Source organism: Pseudomonas saudimassiliensis, from assembly GCF_000939975.1.
GTDB lineage: Bacteria > Pseudomonadota > Gammaproteobacteria > Pseudomonadales > Pseudomonadaceae > Halopseudomonas > Halopseudomonas saudimassiliensis.
The window spans coordinates 2,063,695-2,082,915 of the sequence record NZ_LK391969.1 but is presented as its reverse complement, the minus strand read 5'-3'; the positions used below and the strand labels follow the sequence as shown (position 1 = coordinate 2,082,915).

18 protein-coding genes and 1 pseudogene are annotated in these 19,221 nt (G+C 62.5%); 6 read left to right on the top strand and 13 right to left on the bottom strand.

Annotated elements, in window-relative coordinates; genetic code table 11:
• Window positions 1-30: 30 nt before the first annotated feature.
• Together VG99_RS16475 and VG99_RS09665 are read right to left on the bottom strand one after the other, a co-directional pair.
• Window positions 31-135 (bottom strand): annotated as a pseudogene (locus tag VG99_RS16475) (hypothetical protein); the annotation flags it as partial.
• Window positions 136-163: 28 nt separating this feature from the next.
• Window positions 164-1,456 (bottom strand): tyrosine-type recombinase/integrase, encoded by a 1,293-nt coding sequence (locus VG99_RS09665; protein WP_158023909.1) that lies wholly within the window; start codon window positions 1,454-1,456, stop codon window positions 164-166.
• A 288-nt stretch (window positions 1,457-1,744) separates the two neighbouring features.
• Here VG99_RS09665 and VG99_RS09660 point away from each other — a divergent pair, with 288 nt between their 5' ends.
• Together VG99_RS09660 and VG99_RS09655 are read left to right on the top strand one after the other, a co-directional pair.
• Window positions 1,745-2,755: a zinc-dependent alcohol dehydrogenase family protein gene (locus VG99_RS09660; protein WP_044499604.1), complete on the top strand. Its 1,011-nt coding sequence runs from the start codon at window positions 1,745-1,747 to the stop codon at window positions 2,753-2,755.
• Between the two features lie 77 nt (window positions 2,756-2,832).
• On the top strand, window positions 2,833-3,255 hold the full coding sequence (locus VG99_RS09655) for a group II truncated hemoglobin (RefSeq protein WP_044499602.1): 423 nt from the start codon (window positions 2,833-2,835) through the stop codon (window positions 3,253-3,255).
• A 35-nt stretch (window positions 3,256-3,290) separates the two neighbouring features.
• On the opposite strand, the gene VG99_RS09650 is transcribed toward VG99_RS09655, so the two are convergent.
• The 11 genes from VG99_RS09650 to VG99_RS16110 form a co-directional block, all read right to left on the bottom strand.
• A complete protein-coding gene (locus VG99_RS09650; RefSeq protein WP_082050024.1) occupies window positions 3,291-5,894 on the bottom strand; it encodes an insulinase family protein in 2,604 nt (867 codons plus the stop codon).
• Between the two features lie 42 nt (window positions 5,895-5,936).
• Window positions 5,937-7,817 carry a S9 family peptidase gene (locus tag VG99_RS09645; RefSeq protein WP_044499599.1) on the bottom strand — a complete coding sequence of 627 codons (1,881 nt, stop codon included), beginning with the start codon at window positions 7,815-7,817 and terminating at the stop codon, window positions 5,937-5,939.
• Window positions 7,783-8,943, bottom strand: a complete 1,161-nt coding sequence (gene pqqE / locus VG99_RS09640) for a pyrroloquinoline quinone biosynthesis protein PqqE (RefSeq protein ID WP_044499598.1) — start codon at window positions 8,941-8,943, stop codon at window positions 7,783-7,785. The genes VG99_RS09645 and pqqE overlap by 35 nt, the downstream gene beginning before the upstream one ends.
• Window positions 8,915-9,193 carry a pyrroloquinoline quinone biosynthesis peptide chaperone PqqD gene (gene pqqD / locus VG99_RS09635; RefSeq protein WP_044499597.1) on the bottom strand — a complete coding sequence of 93 codons (279 nt, stop codon included), beginning with the start codon at window positions 9,191-9,193 and terminating at the stop codon, window positions 8,915-8,917. Before pqqD ends, pqqE begins: the two co-directional genes overlap by 29 nt.
• Window positions 9,190-9,927 carry a pyrroloquinoline-quinone synthase PqqC gene (gene pqqC, locus VG99_RS09630; protein ID WP_044499595.1) on the bottom strand — a complete coding sequence of 246 codons (738 nt, stop codon included), beginning with the start codon at window positions 9,925-9,927 and terminating at the stop codon, window positions 9,190-9,192. Before pqqC ends, pqqD begins: the two co-directional genes overlap by 4 nt.
• A gap of 26 nt (window positions 9,928-9,953) precedes the next feature.
• Window positions 9,954-10,865, bottom strand: a complete 912-nt coding sequence (gene pqqB, locus VG99_RS09625; protein ID WP_044499594.1) for a pyrroloquinoline quinone biosynthesis protein PqqB — start codon at window positions 10,863-10,865, stop codon at window positions 9,954-9,956.
• A 66-nt stretch (window positions 10,866-10,931) separates the two neighbouring features.
• Window positions 10,932-11,003, bottom strand: a complete 72-nt coding sequence (gene pqqA, locus VG99_RS15760; RefSeq protein WP_063607997.1) for a pyrroloquinoline quinone precursor peptide PqqA — start codon at window positions 11,001-11,003, stop codon at window positions 10,932-10,934.
• A 110-nt stretch (window positions 11,004-11,113) separates the two neighbouring features.
• Window positions 11,114-11,983 carry a D-hexose-6-phosphate mutarotase gene (locus tag VG99_RS09620; protein WP_052508767.1) on the bottom strand — a complete coding sequence of 290 codons (870 nt, stop codon included), beginning with the start codon at window positions 11,981-11,983 and terminating at the stop codon, window positions 11,114-11,116.
• The gene (locus VG99_RS09615; protein WP_044499592.1) at window positions 11,984-13,444 is read right to left on the bottom strand and encodes an NAD-dependent succinate-semialdehyde dehydrogenase; all 1,461 of its coding nucleotides are present in this window, start codon (window positions 13,442-13,444) and stop codon (window positions 11,984-11,986) included. It abuts the gene before it with no gap.
• Window positions 13,445-13,613: 169 nt separating this feature from the next.
• Complete coding sequence (locus VG99_RS09610; protein ID WP_044499591.1) at window positions 13,614-13,829, bottom strand: dodecin; 216 nt, start codon at window positions 13,827-13,829, stop codon at window positions 13,614-13,616.
• A gap of 53 nt (window positions 13,830-13,882) precedes the next feature.
• Window positions 13,883-14,050 carry a hypothetical protein gene (locus tag VG99_RS16110; protein WP_158023908.1) on the bottom strand — a complete coding sequence of 56 codons (168 nt, stop codon included), beginning with the start codon at window positions 14,048-14,050 and terminating at the stop codon, window positions 13,883-13,885.
• Between the two features lie 173 nt (window positions 14,051-14,223).
• Here VG99_RS16110 and VG99_RS09605 point away from each other — a divergent pair, with 173 nt between their 5' ends.
• The 4 genes from VG99_RS09605 (at window position 14,224) to VG99_RS09590 (ending at window position 19,213) form a co-directional block, all read left to right on the top strand.
• The gene (locus tag VG99_RS09605) at window positions 14,224-15,573 is read left to right on the top strand and encodes an imelysin family protein (RefSeq protein ID WP_044499590.1); all 1,350 of its coding nucleotides are present in this window, start codon (window positions 14,224-14,226) and stop codon (window positions 15,571-15,573) included.
• Between the two features lie 83 nt (window positions 15,574-15,656).
• On the top strand, window positions 15,657-17,057 hold the full coding sequence (locus VG99_RS09600) for a di-heme oxidoreductase family protein (RefSeq protein ID WP_052508766.1): 1,401 nt from the start codon (window positions 15,657-15,659) through the stop codon (window positions 17,055-17,057).
• 10 nt (window positions 17,058-17,067) lie between these two features.
• Window positions 17,068-18,114, top strand: a complete 1,047-nt coding sequence (locus VG99_RS09595; RefSeq protein WP_052508765.1) for an imelysin family protein — start codon at window positions 17,068-17,070, stop codon at window positions 18,112-18,114.
• Between the two features lies 1 nt (window position 18,115).
• Entirely contained in the window at window positions 18,116-19,213 is a 1,098-nt protein-coding gene (locus tag VG99_RS09590) for a DUF1513 domain-containing protein (protein ID WP_044499589.1), read from the top strand.
• Window positions 19,214-19,221 lie beyond the last annotated feature (8 nt).

Sequence of the window (19,221 nt, the reverse complement as noted above, 5' to 3'; positions counted from 1 at the left end):
GCCCACAAGGGGCGGCCGGTCAGCGCCGAGTCAGGATTCCAGCAGCGGCCTGGCCGCTGTTGGTTTGTCATGCACGCCGAAACGATCGACGATGGTCGCACTGGCCTCATTCAGCCCCAGCACAGTCCCTCGGCGCCCGCGCGGCGCAGTGACCCACGCGGACCTACCGGCCCTTGATGGGAATCGCCTTGATCGAACTGGCCCGTTGATCATCCAGTGAATCGTAATAACTGTCCTGGGTCGTGGACAGGCTCTCGTGACGCAGATCCGCCTGCAGGTCCTTCATGTCCCTGAAGGGCGCATCCAGGGTAGCCGATGTATGCCGCAGCCAATGCAGGCTGGCCGCCCGCAGCGCGTCGCAATCTTCCTGCAGGCCTTCCTCGATCATGCGCGCGCAGGCTGCGTCGAACACCATCTGGATCAACTCGCGTATCCGCCGGCCCGACAACCCCGCGCGGCCGTCCATGGAGGACAGCAGCGGCGTTTGTTCGCCAGGGTAGGGCAGGTCAGTCAACCCCAGGGTGGTGCGATAGCGAATGAGATACGGCAGGTAACTGTCGCGAACGCTCACCTTGGCAGCCTTGTTGCCTTTACCCACCACATGGAACCACCAGTTGTCACCGGCCTTCTTGAAGCTGCCCATGGTCGGTTGCCAGTTGTCACGCCCGGTCAGGTCCGAGACGCGCAGATACATGGAAAACAGCGTAACCAGGATGAACAGGGTGCGCTCATGAAACTCCGGTTCCTGTTCGGCCATCTGCTCTGCGGTTTCGATCACGAACTCCCATTGCAGCTGCGTCAACGACCGGCTGGTCACCTGTGACACCACGCTCTGCTTATAACGGGACTTCTGTTTGACCGCCCGGAACGGGTTGGCATCGGTGTAGTCTTCATCGATGCAGAACTGATAGAAGCTGCCGCAAACGGTGAACACCTGGGCGATAGTAGTCTGCGACATCTGGTAGGCCTGGACCTCCGGCATGGCCGAGTCGGTTTCGTCGGCCAGTTTGCGGGTTGCCTTGCTCACCGTGAAGTTAAACGGGCGCCAATCAGGGTTGATCACGAAGGTATCGGAATCGGCTTTCTTGCGACCGCCGATACGAACAAAGCGTGACTTGGTCACCGGACCAACCCAGTTCTCGGGTGGGTTGAGGCAGAACTCCAGGAAGGCTTCGGCATCCTGGCGGCGCAGGTGCAGGATCGGTTTCTTGCAGACCAGCAACGACCACAGCAGCAGACGCTCGACATGGGTGCGGTAACTGTTGAAGGTAGCCTGATTCGCCGCGTAGGATTTCAGGAACAACTTGACCACGGAATATCCCTCCATGGCCTCGGTGGGGTTGGCGAAGCGTTCGAAAGCTGCCAGCACAGCAGGCAATTCACCGTCCAGATTATGTCGGGTGAGGAATTGGAAATTCCTGTAAGTGTCGAACAAGGGAACCGGTTGGGACATCAAAGATAGATCCAGAGCCATGGGGATGATTGCAAAGGCGCAGAGATTAACACATATGCAATATCCGATAATGGCTAATATCGGAAATCGTGTAACCCTTAAATCCAGCTACCGCCTAGGTTCGCATAATCTATATTATGTTAAATCATGTACTGACCAATATGGACGCTCGGCAAACAGACCGCCCCTCAGCCCGGCCAGCTCCTGCTCGCCTTTATTGATAGAATGCCTACTTACCCCACTCAATCAGATCCATCCTGATCTGATTTTCTGGTGATTGAGGAGCAAGTCATGAGCAACAAGACGATCTATGTACAACCCGGCGGCGGTTTCGACAAGGTGATTGTCGGCACCAGTGAGCACGCTGCCCCAGCTGCGGGTGAAATCAGCGTTCGTCTTCGTGCCAACTCGTTGAACTACCACGACTACGTTGTGGTGAGCGGTATCTGGGGCCCGTCTGAACAGCGCATCCCCATGGCCGATGGCGCCGGTGAAGTTACCGCAGTTGGCCCTGGTGTAACGGAATTCAAGGTTGGCGACGCCGTGGTCAGCACCTTCTTCCCCGACTGGCTCGACGGCCGCGCGCACGTGGAAGGTTTCACTCGCGTGCCCGGGGATGGCATTGACGGCTATGCCCGCGAGGCGGTAACCGCCCCGGCAAGTGCCTTTACCCTTGCCCCTGCGGGTTGGACGCACGCCGAATCTGCCACCCTGACCACCGCGGGCCTGACGGCCTGGCGCTCGCTGGTGGATGATGCCCGGTTGAAAGCCGGTGACACTGTCCTGGTACAAGGCACTGGTGGCGTTTCCATTTTTGCTGTGCAGTTCGCCAAGATGCTGGGTGCCACGGTGATTGCCACCTCCTCCAGCGACGCCAAGTTGGAACGCCTGCGGGAGCTGGGAGCCGATCACCTGATCAATTACCGCACGGACATCAATTGGGGCGAAACCGCCCGGAAACTGGCCGGCGACGGTGGCGTTGACTGTATCCTCGATGTCGGCGGCCCGGCCACGCTGGAACAATCCATGGCCGCGGCCCGGGTGGGTGGTCATATTGCCGTTATTGGTATTCTCAGCGGCGTTGCAGGCGACCTGCCGATAGTCCCGGCGCTGGCCAAGCAGCTGCGTTTGCAGGGCGTACTGGTCGGCAGCCGCCAACAGCAACAGGATATGGTGCGGGCGATTAACGCCAACGGTATGCGGCCGGTGGTGGATCGCCATTTCGAGCTGGATGCGCTGGTCGAGGCTTTCCGCTACCAGGAAAGCAATCAGCACTTCGGCAAGATAGTGCTCGATATCTGACTTTCTGCGTGCTGCCGTGCCGTACCCTCGAGTACGGCACGGCTCCCCTGCCCCTGCGAATCGAGATATGAATAGATATGTCTACCCAACCACCCCGCTACGGTAGCCAGGACGCCTCTTACCAGGCGGCGGGCGGCATTGAAGGCATTCGCCGCCTGGTAGATGACTTCTACCGCATCATGGACACCTGGGAGCCTGCCCGCACCATTCGCGATATGCACGCCGAGGAGCTGACGCTGGCCCGGGACAAGCTTGCCTGCTTTCTCAGCGGCTGGCTTGGCGGTCCCAAGCTGTTCCAGGAGCGCTACGGGCAGATCAGCATTCCGATGTTCCACCGTACATGGCCCATCGGTGATGCCGAGCGCGACGCCTGGCTGGGCTGCATGGCCCAGGCCATCGAGCTGCAGCCCTATGCTCCGGCGTTCAAGGAGTATCTGCTGCGCCAGTTGCGCGTCCCGGCGGAACGTATCGTCGCGGTACAGCGCAAGGTTGAGGCCTGACTCCCGCCGCTTTAGCGGTTCTCAAAAACGCGCCTTCAGGCTGGCCGGCTGACGAGATGCAATCGTCGCGGTCGTTCGAGCCAGTCATGCACGGTCTGCTGCCACCGCTCAAGCGTCAACTGCTCCAGCGCGTCGCATTGTTCCTTGACCGTTGCGCCGGCCAGTTCGAGAGCACGCGCCCAGTCCAGCTCAAGCTGACCTGTTGGCGACTCGGACTGGGTTCGCAGATGCTTCGCCAGCCGTTGGGCCTGGAGTTGCAACTGTTCAAAGGGCAGTTGCTCCAGACGCGCCCGTTCGCTTTCCAGCCAGTCAGCCAGGGCCGCCTCGATCTGGTCATGATCATGGGTGGGCGATTGCACCAGCAGGAACAGCCCGGGCATGCCCGCCACCTCATGGTAGCGGGCCACGACCCAGTACCCGAGTTGCTGGCGGGTGCGCAATTGATCGAAGAAGGACGCGCTGATCTGTTGTTGTAGCAATTGCCAATAGGCGCGTTCGGATGGATCACTGGCACCGGCCTGGCAATAGAGGATCTGCGCCCGATCGGCGTGGAAGCAATCGACGTAGAGGGTTTCGGTGCCCTCCTTCAGAGGCCGTGCGGCTGGTGCCTGCCAGGCGAATGCTTGGCCCAGTTGTGGGAGATTTTTCTGCAGGTTGGCGATGATGGTGTCACGCTTCTGGTGCAGCCAGCTCTCTGGGTATAACCAGGCCATCTGGGCTTGCTCTGGATAAATGTCCTCAACGTTGCTTCCGGCCTGGGTGGGCAACGAGCTAAGCAGGTGTTCCAGTTCTTCAAGTAACCGGTAGGCCGGCAAGGCATGGCGCTGTTCGTGCCGTTGGCGCTGGTAACGATGATCGGCCAGGCGTTGTACGGCCAGCTCGGGCTGCTGCGTCAGGGCGGCGATTGCTGCGGCTACGCCGGCCCATAAAGATTGTGCCGGGCCGTGCAGCTCCAGGGATATCAAGCCCGCTTCGTCCCGCCATAGCCAGGTGATGCCGCTGGCGTGCGCCCAGTTTTCCAGCGGCTCGAGCTGGAGAGACCATAGCGCTTTCAGTTTGTCGCGCTGCTGGCGATCGGAGCCGCCCGGCCAGCACCAGCCGAAACGGGTGACTTCCCTGCCCTGCCCTGGAGCCGGTGCTGCCGGATCGGCAACGGGGATAGTGCGCAAGCCCGGCAATGGACCGCCAGCGCGCTCGCGAAGCGTAATCTCCGGCCCGGCAACATGCCATATCGGCCAATCTGCCGCGGCCAGCGTTTGGCTGCTGACCGCAGCTGGCTGGCAGTTCAATCGACTGGAGACGAAGCGGGTTTGGGTCCAGGGCGTTTGCTGTGACAGGCCGGTGCTGTCGCTCTGGCTTTGCACGAGGAGTAGATGTTCCGGCTGAAGCTGGTCCATCAGCCCCTGCCAGGCTTGCTCGCACAGCCCAGCCCACTGCCCGGTACTTTCCAGTATCAGTTCTGGCGGCTCGTAGAGTGTCCGTTCTGCCAGCGCGGTAAGCCAGCGCAGCGGCTCGCCCTGCGGGCCATTATTGAAGGCCTGATCGGCCAGTTGCTGGCGTGCAGCCTGCGGCCAGCCTTGGGTCGGAGTGGCCCGAAGCGCTGCCAGCCAGGAAAAGAAACCGTCGAGAAGCGCTGGATAGTCACTGGTGGCGATCAGTGGCTCAAGCTCGATCCGCAACAATGTTTGCCGCCCGGCGTAACGCTGGGCGCCTACCTTCAGCTCCGCCACCAGGCCCTGGGCCCGTAGCCAGCCTAGCCCTCCGGCTGGCGCCGGGCTGGCCAGCCACTCGCACAACCAGCGCAGCGCCTTTGCGCCTTCAGCCGTATCGACATCATCCAGTGGAAACAGCAGCAGCCATTGCCCATGTCGGCTGCGGTTTTGCCAGCGCAACAGGCGCGGCCGACTTTGCGGGGCAAAGAGCGGTTGGCTACTGCGCCCCGGCTTCTGCGCTGCTGCCGGCAGCTGTTCAGCCACCCCACCAGCCAGGGGCAGGAGCTGCTCCAGCGGCAGCGGCGCATGGATGACCAGGCAGCCATTGGCCGCCCGGTAGTGTTCGCCATGAAATTGCCGGAGCGCTTGCGCCAGGGCAGCGGGCTCCACCCCCAAACTGCTCAGGTTACCGGCACTGAAGCGGCTCAGGGGGTGAGCTGGATTCAAGGCTTGTCCCAGCACCGCCTGTTCATGCAGAGCGTCGTCAGCCAACCGCGTATGGAATTCCGCATCGATCACCTGCCGCTCCGCGGCAACTGTCTCCGGCAGGAACAAGGGCGCTGCCAGCATATCCGTCAGTTGGGCCAGGCAGACACCTAGTCCAGCCGGGTTGACGCTGAAGTGGTAGCGGGTACGCTCGGCGGCGGTGCTGGCATTGAAGCGCCCTGACCACTCGCTCACCAGCTGCGGAAACGAGCCGGCTTGCGGATAGCGCGCCGAGCCCATGAACAGCATGTGCTCCAGCAGATGGGCCAACCCGGGTAAGGTTTGCGGCTCATCATGACTACCCACGCCGAACTGGACCACGCAGCTGGCGGCCTCGGCCGCGGGGTCGCTGATCAGCAGGCAGAGCAATCCGGTTGGTGCTCTGCTTAGCCAATAGCGCCGGCCATCATCGGGGGTGCGTGGGAGTTGCACGATCTGCATGGGTTAGTTTTTGCCCTTTCGAAAGTGAGCGTGAATGAGTCGCTACAGATACCTACGGTAGAAATCCAATTCCTGTTCGAGCACCTGCTGCAAATTGCCGGGCCGGCGAAAACCATGGCGCTCCTCGTTGAAGGCTACGTATTCCACTGGCACGCCCTGCTCTTCCAGAGCCGCGACCATTTGCTCGGTCTGGGCGGGTAATACCACCGCATCTTGCAAACCCTGGAAGAAAATTACCGGTGTGGTGATGCCCGCGGCCTGCTCCAGGGGCGAGCGTTGGCGATAGCGTTCGGGCTGGGTGAGCGGATCACCAATCAGCCAGTCGATGTAATCGGCCTCGAACTTGTGGGTCACCGCGCGCAGCTGCAAGGGGTCACTTACGCCGTAGAGGCTCGCTGCCGCCCGGAAACGCCCGCTGGCGTGGACCAGACTGCTCAAGGTGGTAAAGCCGCCGGCGCTCTGGCCGCGGATGAACACCCGGTCAGGATCAATGAGATCCCGTTGGGTCAGATAATCGATCGCCGCCAGCACATCCTCGACATCGGTCTCGCCCCAATGGCCCTGCAGCCGCTGCCGGTAGGCCCGGCCAAACCCGACGCTGCCGCGATAATTCAGGTCCGCGACGGCAAAGCCGCGCTGGGTCCAGAACTGGATGCGGTTATCCAGCACCGGGTAGCAGGCGGACGTCGGCCCGCCATGGGTGAAGATCACCAACGGTGGCCGCTCATCCGGCGCCAGGCTTGCCTGGCCGTTCCGCGGCGGATAATAAAAGCCGTAGGCGATTTCCTCCTGCGCGCTCGGATACGCCAGGCGTACGGGGCGGGAAATATCTTCGGGCGGCAAGCTGTGCGGCGCCTGGGCCAGCACGCTGACCTCCCCGCCAGGGAGGGCAATATGCAGGACGGCGGCGCTGCAATCAGGCGAGCTGGCCAGGCAGAACAGCCCGGAACTGTTGTGGGCTAGCGCGCGGAACCGTGTGAAGTCCTCAGCCAAAGGCTGCTCATCGACAGTATCGACATGGCGCAGGACCAAGCGGCCATAACCGCCGTCACTCCAGTTCAGCACCAGCCCGCCGTTGGGCAGGGTGAGAAAATGACGGGGGTTGAGTTGCCAGGGCGCAGGCGCGTGATCAGCGTCCCGGGACGGCAGCAATTGCCACTGCTGGTCCATCGTCAGGCGCCAGGGCTGCCAGTAGCCGCTGCGATCAGTCAGGCACAGCAAAGCTCCCTGGCTATCGAACAGCGGCTGTTGTACTGACTCATCGGAGCCCATGCGCTCTACTTCGCCCGGCAGCCCCTGATCATCCAGCTCGGTCCAGCACAGCGAGCTGACGGTCCAGGGCAGTTCGGGGCGTTGCCATTCAATCCAGGCCAGGCGCTGGCCGTCCGGACTGAGGCACGGGCTGTTATAGAAATCCGCGCCTTCGGCAAGCAGTTGCCGATTGCCCGCAAGATCGATGGCAACCAGCCGATGGGTTGGCTGGGCGCCGCCATGCTGCTCCTCCACCGCGATGACGCGTTGGCGCAAGAGGTCAAACACCAGCCCGCCGTAGCGGCAATCCGCAGCGAAGCTCAGCTGGCTGCAGGCGAGATCATCCAGGGTCTGGCGATACAGCTGCTGGTCCGCCTCATTGACAAATACCAGGCTATCGCCCGCCAGGCACAGTGCACCGCCACCGTATTCATAAACCCGGCTACGCACACTGTAGCCCGGCGGGGTCAGCCGGTGCACAGCTCCGCCCGCCCACTGCATCGCGGCGCTGAGCCCCGCCGCTGGAAGAAACTCGACCCAGACCACGCGCTGATCATCACAGGTCAGGTCCGCGTAATCCGTGCCGGCAGCAACGGCATCGGCGGCGGAAAACTCACTATGCCAGTAGCCGGCCGGCTCAACTCCGGCAGATGATTCGGGAGGTACGCTCATTGCGAAAGGTCAGCTCTTCAATGGGTGGCTGGGGGAGTTCGGCTTCTGCCCGGGCATCCAGGATCTGCTGATGATGGGGCGACTTGCTGCAGACCGGATCGGCCTGGGTTGCGTCGCCGGTCAGCATATAGGCCTGGCAGCGGCAGCCGCCGAAATCCTGGTGCTTTTCCGGGCAGGAGCGGCAGGGTTCCTGCATCCAGTCATCGCCCCGGTACCGATTGAAACCGAAGGAGTCGTACCAGATATGCGAGACGCTATGCTCGGTCACCTTGGGAAAGGCAACCGGCAGCTGCCGGGCACTGTGGCAAGGCAGCGCGGTACCGTCGGGTGTGATGGTCAGGAAAATGTTGCCCCAGCCATTCATGCAGCCCTTGGGCCGTTCCTCATAGTAGTCCGGGGTTACCAGGATCAGTTTGCAGGGATGTTGCTCGGCCGCGAGCTTGGCCCGATAACGGTTGGTCACCGCCTCGGCATGCTCCAGCTGCGCGCGGGTCGGCAGCAGCCCGGCCCGGTTCAGGTGGGCCCAGCCGTAGTATTGGCAGGTGGCCAGTTCGACGAAATCCGCCTCTAACGCCAGGCACATTTCGATGATCCGCTCGATCTGGTCAATATTGTGCCGGTGGGTAACGAAGTTCAGCACCATGGGATAACCAGCCGCCTTGACCGCCCTGGCCATGGCCAACTTCTGGTCGAATGCCTTGCGCGAGCCGGCCAGCATGTTATTGACCTCGCTGTCCGAGGCCTGGAAACTGATCTGGATGTGGTCGAGCCCGGCATCCAGGAACTGATCAATGCGGGCCTGGTTCAGGCCCATGCCCGAGGTGATGAGATTGGTGTAATAGCCCATCTCCCGCGCCGCGCCGATCAGCTCGGCCAGGTCATCCCGCACCAGCGGCTCGCCCCCGGAGAACCCCAGCTGGGCCGCGCCTAGTGCCCGCGCTTGGCGGAACACGTCAATCCATTGGGCGGTGGTCAGCTCCTGTTTGTGTTCGGCAAATTCCAGTGGATTGGAGCAATAAGGGCATTGCAGCGGGCAACGGTATGTCAGTTCGGCCAACAGCCACAACGGCGGCCCCTGTCCGGGCCGGGTGTGGCTGTCAGCGGAAACGGATCCAGTGGTTTTCATGGGCTTCCCCGATAAAGGCCAGCACGTCTTCATCCAGTTCGGGTGCAGACGGAAAGCAGGCTTGCAGTTCGGCAATGATCTCGTTGACCGAGCGTTTGCCGTCGACCCGTTTCAATACTTCGGCAGCACTGTCATTGAGTTTGACCATGCCTTCAGGGTACAGCAGCACATGGCAATCCTGCACCGGCTCCCATTGCATCCGATAGCCGGGCCGGAACATCGGCACGGCAGTGGCCAGCGGCGCGCTCATAGAGTGATCCCCCGGTGCCAGACCGGTTGGTCGGTCACCGTATGGTAGGGCGCGCGCCCCAGCTCGTAGGCCATGGACATGGCATCGAGCATGCTCCAGAGGATATCGAGCTTGAATTGCAGGATCTCGAGCATGCGCTGCTGGGCTTCAAAGGTCCGGTAGTGATCCAGGGTAATCCGCAGGCCGTGCTCCACGTCCCGACGCGCCTCGCCCAGGCGGGTGCGGAAGTAGCGGTAACCCTGCGGCTCGATCCAGGGGTAATGCTCAGGCCAGCTGTCCAGCCGCGACTGGTGAATCTGTGGAGCAAACAGCTCGGTCAGCGACGAACTGGCGGCCTCGCGCCAGTTGGCCCGGCGGGCGAAGTTGACATAGGCATCCACCGCAAAGCGCACGCCCGGCAGTACGTGGCGCTGGTCGAGCAATTCCTCCCGGCTCAGGCCCACGGCCTCGCCCAGTTGCAACCAGGCCTCGACACCGCCGTCGCCGTCGGCGGTGCCGTCATGGTCGATAATCCGCTGTACCCATTCGCGCCGCGCAGCAGCATCGTCGCAGTTGGCCAGGATGGCGGCATCCTTGAGCGGGATATTCACCTGGTAATAGAAGCGGTTGGCGACCCAGCCCCGGATCTGCTCCGGCGTGGCTCGCCCCTCATGCATGGCGATATGGAACGGGTGATGAATATGGTAATAGCGGCCCTTGTCACGGAGGGCCTGCTCAAATGCCGCACGGCTCATCGGCTCAGCTGACACGCTGCTCTCCTTTAGAGACTGATCACCAAGCCATCATGGGCGACCTCGATGCCGTGGCGCGCCAACTCGGCGCGTTCGGCCGAATCTTCGTCCAGGATCGGGTTGGTGTTATTGATATGGGTCAGCACGCGCCGGCTCTGCGGGTAGGCGCTGAGTACCTCGATCATGCCGCCCTCCCCACTCTGGGGTAGATGCCCCATCTCGCTGCCGAGCTTGGTCCCTACGCCGGCGTGGATCATCTCGTCCTCGCGCCAGAGCGTACCGTCCACCAGCAGGCAGTCAGCGGCGGCCATTGCCTCATGCACCGGGCCGCTGAGCTGGCCCAGGCCGGGGGCGTAAAACAGCACCCCGCCGGTCTGGGTGTCGCGCACCAGCAGGCCGATGTTGTCGCCCGGGTGGGGGTTGTTGCGGTGGGGCGAATAGGGCGGCGCCGCGCTGCGCAGGGGGATGGGGGTAAAATGCAGCGCCGGACAGGCCGGGACGGTAAAGCCTTCGTCCAGATTTATGCGGTTCCACTGCAGCCCGCCGTTCCAGTGATCGAGAATATTGAACAGCGGAAACCCCGTAGTCAGATCCTGATGCACCATCTCGGTACACCAGACCTGGTGAGGACAGCCTTCGCGCAGCGTCAGTAGCCCCGTGGTGTGATCAATCTGGCTGTCCATCAGGATGATACCGCCAATGGCGGTGTCGCGGGACTGACGGCCAGGCTGCAGCACCGGCGTCTGTTCCAGCTGTGTGCGAATGTCCGGTGAGGCGTTGCATAACACCCAATTGCCGCCGCCGTCGGACAGGGCAATCGACGATTGGGTACGGGACCGGGCATTGATCTGCCCCTTGCGCAAACCGTCACAGTTGCGACAGTTGCAGTTCCACTGTGGGAAACCACCGCCCGCAGCGGAACCTAGAATATGAATCAGCATGGCTTACCTTAGGTACGGCTGCTTGACCAGCCAGTGCTACAAGCTGGCCAAGCAGCACGCTTGCGCTTAGCGGTTGGCGAAATACATGGTGACTTCGAAGCCAATGCGCAGATCGGTATAGCTGGGTTTGGTCCACATAGTTGAATCCTCCAGTTGGTTACAGATCAAACTTGCCGACACCGCCGGCAACCTCAGTTAAGCATCTAGACCATAGCATCTACAGTCTGATATGTGAGTATTCCTTTCAGCTACCCTTCTACCGAGCGGCCGATTACCGTTCTCAGCGTATGGGTCTCGCCGGGCGCGAGTATCCTGCCGTCGGGCCCCGCGTTGGCCGCTTCCACGCAGACCATGGTGCGATAGCCATCAGCGGGAAACTGGCTCAAACGGGCGCTCTTGTCCTGCCAGGGATTCCACACCACCACCGACATGCTCCCGTCGCGGCGGATGGACAGCAAATCGTTACCGGTGTGCAATTGCAGCTCCGCGCCATGGTTGAAGTAGATGCGGTCCACCTCTTGGGCAAATCGCAGGGCCGATGATTGGATGACCGTGGCGCCATCGCTAAGCTTGTCGATATAGGCGCAGCCCCGCAGACCGGTAATTTCCGCCTCGTCGATATCAGCAACCGGCAGATAGCTGTGCAGCGCCTGGCTCAATCGCTGCGGCTGCCGACCGGTGTTGGTGGTGGTCAGCGCTATATCCAGCGCTTTTCCCAGGCGGAACTCGATTTCCACCGCCCACGCTTCGTCCGGGAACTGCCGGGCGATATCCTCCGGGGACAGCCGCAGCACCAGGCGGACCGAGGCATGGTCCGCCTGGGCCTCGTGGAGCTGCCAGTTACCCGTGCGGGCGATACCATGGGCCGGCCCGCTGCGTTCGTCGGCGAACCAGGGCCAGCAGACCGGGACGCCGCCGCGCAGGGCGGTGTCGGGCAGGCATGGATCGATCGGACTCATCCATAGCAAAGGCTGCTGGCCGGCAGGGGTGCAGTCGATGATATGGGCTCCCTGCAGGGCAATACAGGCCTGCACCGCTGAGTGCTCGATATGGATAAATTGACGACCATGGTTATTGCTGTCGATACGGACCCCTGCGGGTAAGGTTTGTTGCGGCACTCACTCTGCTCCCATGCACAGGTATTTGAGTTCGGTATATTCATCCAGCCCGTGGCGTGAGCCTTCACGTCCGAGCCCGGATTCCTTGACCCCGCCGAAGGGCGCCATCGGGTTGGAGATCAGGCCTTCGTTGATCCCGATAATACCCGCGTCGAGGGCGTCGGCTACCCGCCATACGCGGTGGATATCGCGGCTGTAGAAATACGCCGCCAGTCCAAAGGGCGTCGCGTTGGCCAGTTCGATGGCCTCCTCCTCGGTTTCGAAGCGCAGTACCGCCGCCAGCGGACCGAAGGTTTCTTCGTGGCACAGGGTCATGTCCGTTTTGACCTCGGTCAGCAGCACCGGCTGGACGTAATTACCCCGGTCGGTATCGGGCGCCGGGCCGCAGACCCGCTTGGCTCCCTTGGCCATGGCATCTTCAAAATGCTCGACCACCTTCTCCACCGCATCGCCATTGATCAGCGGCGAGAGTGTTACGCCGGGCTCGAAGCCATCCCCCACCCGCAGCTTGCCCATGGCCTCGGCCAGCGCGGCGACGAATTTGTCATGGATACCCGACTGCACCAGGAAGCGGTTGGCACACACGCAGGTCTGGCCGGTGTTGCGAAACTTACAGACCATGGCGCCCTCCACGGCCCGGCTGATGTCCGCATCGTCGAAGACAATAAAGGGGGCGTTGCCGCCGAGTTCCAGGGAAATCTTCTGGATGTGCTCGGCGCACTGGGCCATCAGCCGGCGCCCGACATCCGTCGAGCCGGTAAAACTCAACTTGCGGACCTTGGGGTTGCGGGTCAGGGCTTCACTGATCTCCCCCGCCTTGCCGGTGATCACGTTGAATACGCCCCGGGGAATACCCGCTTCCTCCGCCAGTACGGCCAGGGCCAGCGCGGAGAAGGGCGTGGCGCTGGCCGGCTTGACGACCATGGTGCAACCGGCCGCCAAGGCCGCACCCGCCTTGCGGGTAATCATGGCTGCGGGAAAGTTCCAGGGCGTGATCGCCGCGCAGACCCCGACCGGCTGCCGGGTAACCACGATATGCTGGCCGATACGCGCCCCCGGGATGGTCTCGCCATACATCCGCCGCGCCTCTTCGGCGAACCAGCGGATAAAGGAAGCCGCATAATCGATCTCGCCCCGGGATTCGGCGAGGGGTTTACCCTGCTCGAGGGTCATCAGCGTGGCCAGATCCTCCTTGTGCTCCAGCATCAGGTCGTGCCAGGCCAGCAACAAGTCGGCCCGCTCCTGGGCCGTGCGGGTGCGCCACTGGCGCAGCGCTGCAGCAGCCGCGTCGACGGCGGCATCCACCTCTGCCGCAGACATCACCGGTACCTGACCGACCACATCACCATTGGCGGGGTTATCCACCTGGAGCGTCTGCTCGCTGTCGCCGTCGAGCCAGCGGCCATCAACGTAGCATTGCTGGCGGAATAACCGGGGGGATTTCAATCGGGAAAGGGTCATGGGGCCTCCTGCGCAGGGTGAAGGGCCGGCCAGCCTGCGGGACGCGCACGAGACGGGCTCCGGACAGGCCGGCGCTGTTGATCAGAGGGTAGACAGCGCGCGGCGCAGGCGCAAACCGCAGCGCAATGGAAGCCGGCGGCGGGAATGCCACCGGCCCGGAACCGGGCAATCAGCTGCCTTCGATACGGAAGCCGACCTTTACGGTGACCTGGAAGTGGGCAACCTGTCCATCAGTGATATGACCGCGGGTTTCCATGACTTCGAACCACTCGACGTTCTTCACGCTTTTGCTGCATTCCGCGATCGCGTTATTGATCGCATCCTCAATGCTGGTCGTGGATGAACCGACAATCTCGAGCTTCTTGTAAATGTGATTATCTGACATACCTACCTCCTCGTTTGTCTGTCTTGAGTTTGGCAGAGGTTTTGCGGGTTGGTTCAAATGTCGCTACGCGGCGGGCGCTGGGCCTGGCGTTCACCATCGGACTTTACCGGGCACCCCGGTGCGCGGCAGCGCTCGCCGCGATTGCGCTCCAGTTCCTGTAATGCAGTCCATGCACGGCACAGTGACCGGGGCGTTCCGGCCATCAACGTTACTTTGCTCATTGGGTCAGCCTCCAGGATCGGATCGATGAGGAAAGTATTGTCAGGCCCATGGAATCTGTCAATGAGAATAATTCGCATTATTTTTAAAGATTTTGACGGTCGCGCATTGCAATACAAAGATACAAGTCTATAATCGCAACGCAAATCATTCTCACAATAACAGGGCGCATCCCATGTCACACCGTCTTCGCCGTACCTCGCTGGCCTTGGCCATCTCCTCAGTGCTTTTCCTGGCGGGTTGTGATTCCGGTGAAGCCCCTACGCCACCCAAGCCAACCGCAGCCGCCGCTGAGGCCGAGCCGAGCCAGGAGCCTGCCTCCGCCGCGCCCGCCGTCAGCGACCAGGCCGTGGCCACCCATTACGCAGACCTCGCCCACGCCGTCTATCAGGATGCCCTGATCAGTGCCGAAGCGCTGGATAAAGCCGTGGATGCGCTATTGGCCGACCCGGTTGAAGCCAACCTTCAGGCCGCGCGACAAGCCTGGCTGCAGGCCCGGGTGCCCTATCAACAATCCGAGGTGTTCCGCTTCGGCAACGCCGTGGTAGATGACTGGGAAGGCCAGCTCAATGCCTGGCCCCTGGACGAAGGCCTGATCGATTATGTTGCCGCCGATGACTACCAGCATGAACTCGGCAACGAGGGCGCCACCGCCAACCTCATCGCCAGCCAGAGCCTGACAATCGGCGGCGAGACCCTGGATGTCAGCGAGCTGACACCCCAGCTGCTGGCCGACCTGAACGAAGTGGGTGGTTCCGAGGCCAACGTCGCGACGGGTTATCATGCCATCGAGTTCCTGTTGTGGGGCCAGGACCTGAGCGGCTTCGAGGCTGGCGCAGGCAACCGGCCGGTGACAGACTTTGCCCGGGGTGAAGACTGCACCAATAATCACTGCGACCGTCGCGCCGCCTTCCTGGATGCCGTCACCGACCTGCTGGTGAGCGACCTGCAATGGATGGTCAAGCAGTGGTCTGCGGATGAAGCAGGTAACTACCGCGCTGAGCTGCTGGCATTGCCCAGCCGCGATGTATTCCAGAAGATGCTGTTCGGCATGGGATCGCTCTCCCTCGGGGAACTGGCGGGCGAGCGCATGAAGGTCGCCCTGGAAGCCAATTCCTATGAAGACGAGCACGACTGCTTCAGCGACAACACGCACAACTCCCATTACTACAACGGCAAGGGCATCCAGAACGTCTATCTCGGCAGCTACCAGCGCCTAGACGGCTCTACCCTGGAGGGTCCTTCGCTCTCGGCGCTGGTCGCCGAGAAAAATGCCGAGCTGGATCAGACCCTGCGCACCGATCTTGACGACACCATGCAGGCACTGACGCGGATGAAGGAAGCCGCCGAGGGCGAGTCGGCAATGACCTTTGACATGATGATTGCGCCTGGCAATGAAACGGGTGCCGAGATCATCAACAATGCCATCGCCGCCCTCGCCCAGCAGACCGGTTCCATCGAGCAGGTCGCTGCCGCGGTAGGCGTCGAGTCCCTGCAACCCGATGATGCCGGCCATTCCTTCTGATCGGATGATGGGACCCGAGCCTCTGGCAAGCGCTGCAGAGGCTTGGGCATGATTATTTCATCCACCCACACAGACTCGATGACATGAAGCTGCTGCTCGCCGCTCCGGCCCTGGCACTGATGTTCTTCACGGCGGCCTGCCCAGGCGCGGATTACCCGCTGCAGGACACTGTCAATTCAGGTGGCACCGGCACCGTTGCCCAGAGCGACCATAACGCCTATTCCCTGCCGCTGGGCAACCTGCCCATCGCCCGCCGGCTGGATTTCAGCGTGGGCAACAGCTTCTTCCGCAACCCCTGGGTCATTGCCCCCTCCAGCACCGATGCCCGTGATGGGCTCGGCCCGCTATTCAATACCAATTCCTGCCAGGGCTGCCACATCAAGGACGGTCGCGGCCACCCACCCGCGCCTGGGGAAACTGCCGTGTCGCTGTTTTTACGCCTGTCGGTCCCGGCACAGCCCGATACCGACCCAGAGCTGCTGCAGCGGCATGGGTTTGTGCCGGCCCCGGTGTACGGCAGCCAGCTGCAGACCGCGGCGATCCCCGGGATGCAGCCGGAAGCCCGGCTGGCCATCGATTGGCAGCTGCTCCAGGAGCGCCTTGATGATGGCAGCGAGGTGGAGCTGCGCCGGCCGGTGTACCGCACCGACAAACCGGGTTACGGCCCGTTACCCGACGACTTGCTGATATCGCCCCGCGTTGCCCCGCCCATGATCGGTTTGGGCCTTTTAGAAGCCATTCCCGAAAAGACCCTCTTGGCCGCCGAAGACCCGCATGACCTGGATGGTGATGGCATCTCCGGACGGGCCAACCAGGTCTGGGACCGGGTAGGTCAGCGTACCGCGCTCGGACGCTTTGGTCTGAAGGCGGCAGAGGTCAGCGTATTGCAGCAAAGCATGGCGGCCTTTGCTGGCGATATGGGCCTGAGCTCGACGCTGGTGCCGGACACGGACTGCACCAGTGAGCAGCAATGTGATCAGCTTCCCGACGGCGGCACGCCGGAGGTCAGCGACAAGATTGCCGCCTTCGTCAATTTCTATGCCATGAGCCTGGCCGTACCGGCACGCCGTAATCTGGATGACCCTGCTGTCCAGCAGGGAGCCGAACTCTTCAATGAGATCGGCTGCGCCGCCTGCCACACTCCGCGGCATACCACAGGGTCGGTAGCGGACCGGCCCGAACTGGGTGCCCAGGTCATCTGGCCCTATACCGACCTGCTATTGCACGATATGGGCGACGGCCTCGCCGATGGGCGCAGCGAATTTCTCGCCGATGGCAATGAATGGCGGACGCCGCCGTTGTGGGGGCTGGGGCTCGCCCAGCAGATCAACCCGCGGGCCGGTTTCCTCCATGACGGCCGCGCCCGCACCCTCGAAGAAGCCATTCTCTGGCACGGCGGCGAAGCCCAGCGGACCGTCGAGCGCTATCGCGGCTTGCCCGCCGCGCTGCGCCAGTCCCTGACTGCCTTTCTGAACTCCCTGTAACGGACCGCCCATGTCGCTATTTTCCCGCCTGTCCCCGCGTTATCTGAAATGGGGCGTTGCTGCCCTCCTCGCCGCGTCCTTCTGCACTGCCTCTTGGGCAGCGCCAGCACCTCGCGAAGTCTGGCATGACGCACTGGCTGAGGGTTACGCCGAGCTGACAACCGCCACCCGCGCGCTGAACCAGGCGACCACGAACTATTGCGCAACGCCCTCTGCAGAGCAGCGTGCCACCCTTGAATCGAGCTGGCGCCAGGCTTTTGACCGTTGGCAGGCGGTGCGTTTTGTCGACTTCGGGCCAATCGAACGGGACAATCTGGCCTGGCAATTCCAGTTCTGGCCGGATGCCAAGAATACAGTGGCGCGCAAGGTCAACGCCTGGCTTGGCAGCGCCCAGCCGGTCGGCCTTGAGCAGATCCAGGCCGATAGCGTCGCGGTCCAGGGCTTTCCCGCGCTGGAGTACCTGCTGTTCGATCCGCAGGCGGCCAAGGCCCAACCGCTGCCGGAGGCCCCCGCCTGTGCGCTGGCCAGCGCCATCAGCCAGTTGCTGGAGCACAACGCTGTCCAGCTGCAGGAACAGTGGCAGGCCTTCCGACCCCATTATCTGGGAACTGAGCAGTTCCAGAACACGACTGTGCTGGCCGCCATGCACGGGCTGGAGATCCTGCGCAACAAACGCCTGGTCGCGCCCATGGGGCTGGAGGGCAAGCCCCGGCGCAATCCCTATATTGCCGATGCCTGGCGCAGCGAGCACTCGCTGGCCGGCATCAAGGCCAGCCTGCTCGGCCTGCAGCAATACTTCCTGCCCGGTCTGCGCCAGGTGATGACCAGCCCGGCAGGGACTGAGTTGGCCGATCGCCTCGATCAGCAACTGACAGCGACCATCGCGCGGCTGGAGCGCCAGCCGGCGGACTTGCAGCAACTGCTGGCCGATGATGCGGGTTATCGTGCCCTGCAGCTGATCTTTATCGAAGTCGACAAACTGAACCAGCTGTTGTCAGGCAATATCGCCAGTGAATTGGGTATTGTCCGGGGCTTCAACTCCAGCGACGGGGACTGACATGCAGCGGCGCCAGTTTATCCAGATCAGTCTGGCCGGGATGGCAGCGGCCTGGGCATTCCCGGCCTTCGCCAATGGCGCGCGCCGCGCGGCGAGCCTGCGCTTTCTCAGTTCGGTGGATGACGGCCTCGGCGGGCATTTTATCGCCGCCGCCGATAATACCGGGGCACAGTTGTTCCGCATCCCGGTGCCGGAGCGCTGCCACAGCGGTTGCCTGCATCCCCATACCGAACAAGCAGTCATTCTCTCCCGCCGTCCCGGGCGTAACCTCTATGTAATTAACATGTTAGAAGGGAATCTTGAGACGGTAGTTGAAGCCGGAAACGGCTTTCATTTCTATGGCCACGGGGTGTTCAGCAAGGCCGGCGACCGGTTCTATGCCACCGCCAACCACTATCCTGGCGGCGAAGGGGTGATCCGCGTCTATGCGGTGAACGAAGGCTACCGGCATCTGGAGGATCTTGCCGTGGGTGGCATGGACCCCCACGAGCTACGGCTGCACCCCGATGGCGAGCAACTGGTAGTGGCTCTGGGCGGCATCAAGACCCACCCGGACTATGGCCGCATCAAACTGAATCTGGAATCCATGCGGCCCGCGCTGGTAGTGCTGGATCGCCGGAGCGGGACAATAGCGCAGCGCTGCGAGCCATCCCATCCTCAGCTCAGCTGTCATCACCTGGATATCAGCCCCGAGGGCATTGTCATCGCCGGTTACCAGTTCGAAGGGGATAAATGGCAGACGCCGCCGCTGATCGCCCGGCTTGACACCCGCAATGGCAATTTCAGCGAGATTGACGCCGGCGCGCAACAGTCTGACCTGGGCAACTACACGGCTAGCGTGGCGGTTCACCCCCAGTCCCCTGTCGCCGCGGTTACCGCGCCCCGGGGTAACACCGTCATGCTGCTGGATTACCGCGCCGGTACTGTCATTGGGCTGGTGCCCGTGCCCGACCCCGGCGGCGTCCTGGCTGAGCCGGATGGCAGCTTTCTGGTGTCATCCGGGCATGGTGGGTTATATCGGGTTCGAGGTGTCACCCAGGCGCCCGAGCTGATCGCCCGGCATCCATTGCGCTGGGACAATCATCTCACCCGCACCTGATGGGCAAC

Coding starts and splice junctions, on each gene's coding strand:
- VG99_RS09660 (WP_044499604.1), top strand. CDS start 1,745: ATGAGCAACAAGACGATCTATGTACAACCCGGCGGCGGTTTCGACAAG.
- VG99_RS09655 (WP_044499602.1), top strand. CDS start 2,833: ATGTCTACCCAACCACCCCGCTACGGTAGCCAGGACGCCTCTTACCAG.
- VG99_RS09650 (WP_082050024.1), bottom strand. CDS start 5,894: ATGCAGATCGTGCAACTCCCACGCACCCCCGATGATGGCCGGCGCTAT.
- VG99_RS09645 (WP_044499599.1), bottom strand. CDS start 7,817: ATGAGCGTACCTCCCGAATCATCTGCCGGAGTTGAGCCGGCCGGCTAC.
- pqqE (WP_044499598.1), bottom strand. CDS start 8,943: ATGAAAACCACTGGATCCGTTTCCGCTGACAGCCACACCCGGCCCGGA.
- pqqD (WP_044499597.1), bottom strand. CDS start 9,193: ATGAGCGCGCCGCTGGCCACTGCCGTGCCGATGTTCCGGCCCGGCTAT.
- pqqC (WP_044499595.1), bottom strand. CDS start 9,927: ATGAGCCGTGCGGCATTTGAGCAGGCCCTCCGTGACAAGGGCCGCTAT.
- pqqB (WP_044499594.1), bottom strand. CDS start 10,865: ATGCTGATTCATATTCTAGGTTCCGCTGCGGGCGGTGGTTTCCCACAG.
- VG99_RS09615 (WP_044499592.1), bottom strand. CDS start 13,444: ATGACCCTTTCCCGATTGAAATCCCCCCGGTTATTCCGCCAGCAATGC.
- VG99_RS09610 (WP_044499591.1), bottom strand. CDS start 13,829: ATGTCAGATAATCACATTTACAAGAAGCTCGAGATTGTCGGTTCATCC.
- VG99_RS16110 (WP_158023908.1), bottom strand. CDS start 14,050: ATGAGCAAAGTAACGTTGATGGCCGGAACGCCCCGGTCACTGTGCCGT.
- VG99_RS09605 (WP_044499590.1), top strand. CDS start 14,224: ATGTCACACCGTCTTCGCCGTACCTCGCTGGCCTTGGCCATCTCCTCA.
- VG99_RS09600 (WP_052508766.1), top strand. CDS start 15,657: ATGAAGCTGCTGCTCGCCGCTCCGGCCCTGGCACTGATGTTCTTCACG.
- VG99_RS09595 (WP_052508765.1), top strand. CDS start 17,068: ATGTCGCTATTTTCCCGCCTGTCCCCGCGTTATCTGAAATGGGGCGTT.
- VG99_RS09590 (WP_044499589.1), top strand. CDS start 18,116: ATGCAGCGGCGCCAGTTTATCCAGATCAGTCTGGCCGGGATGGCAGCG.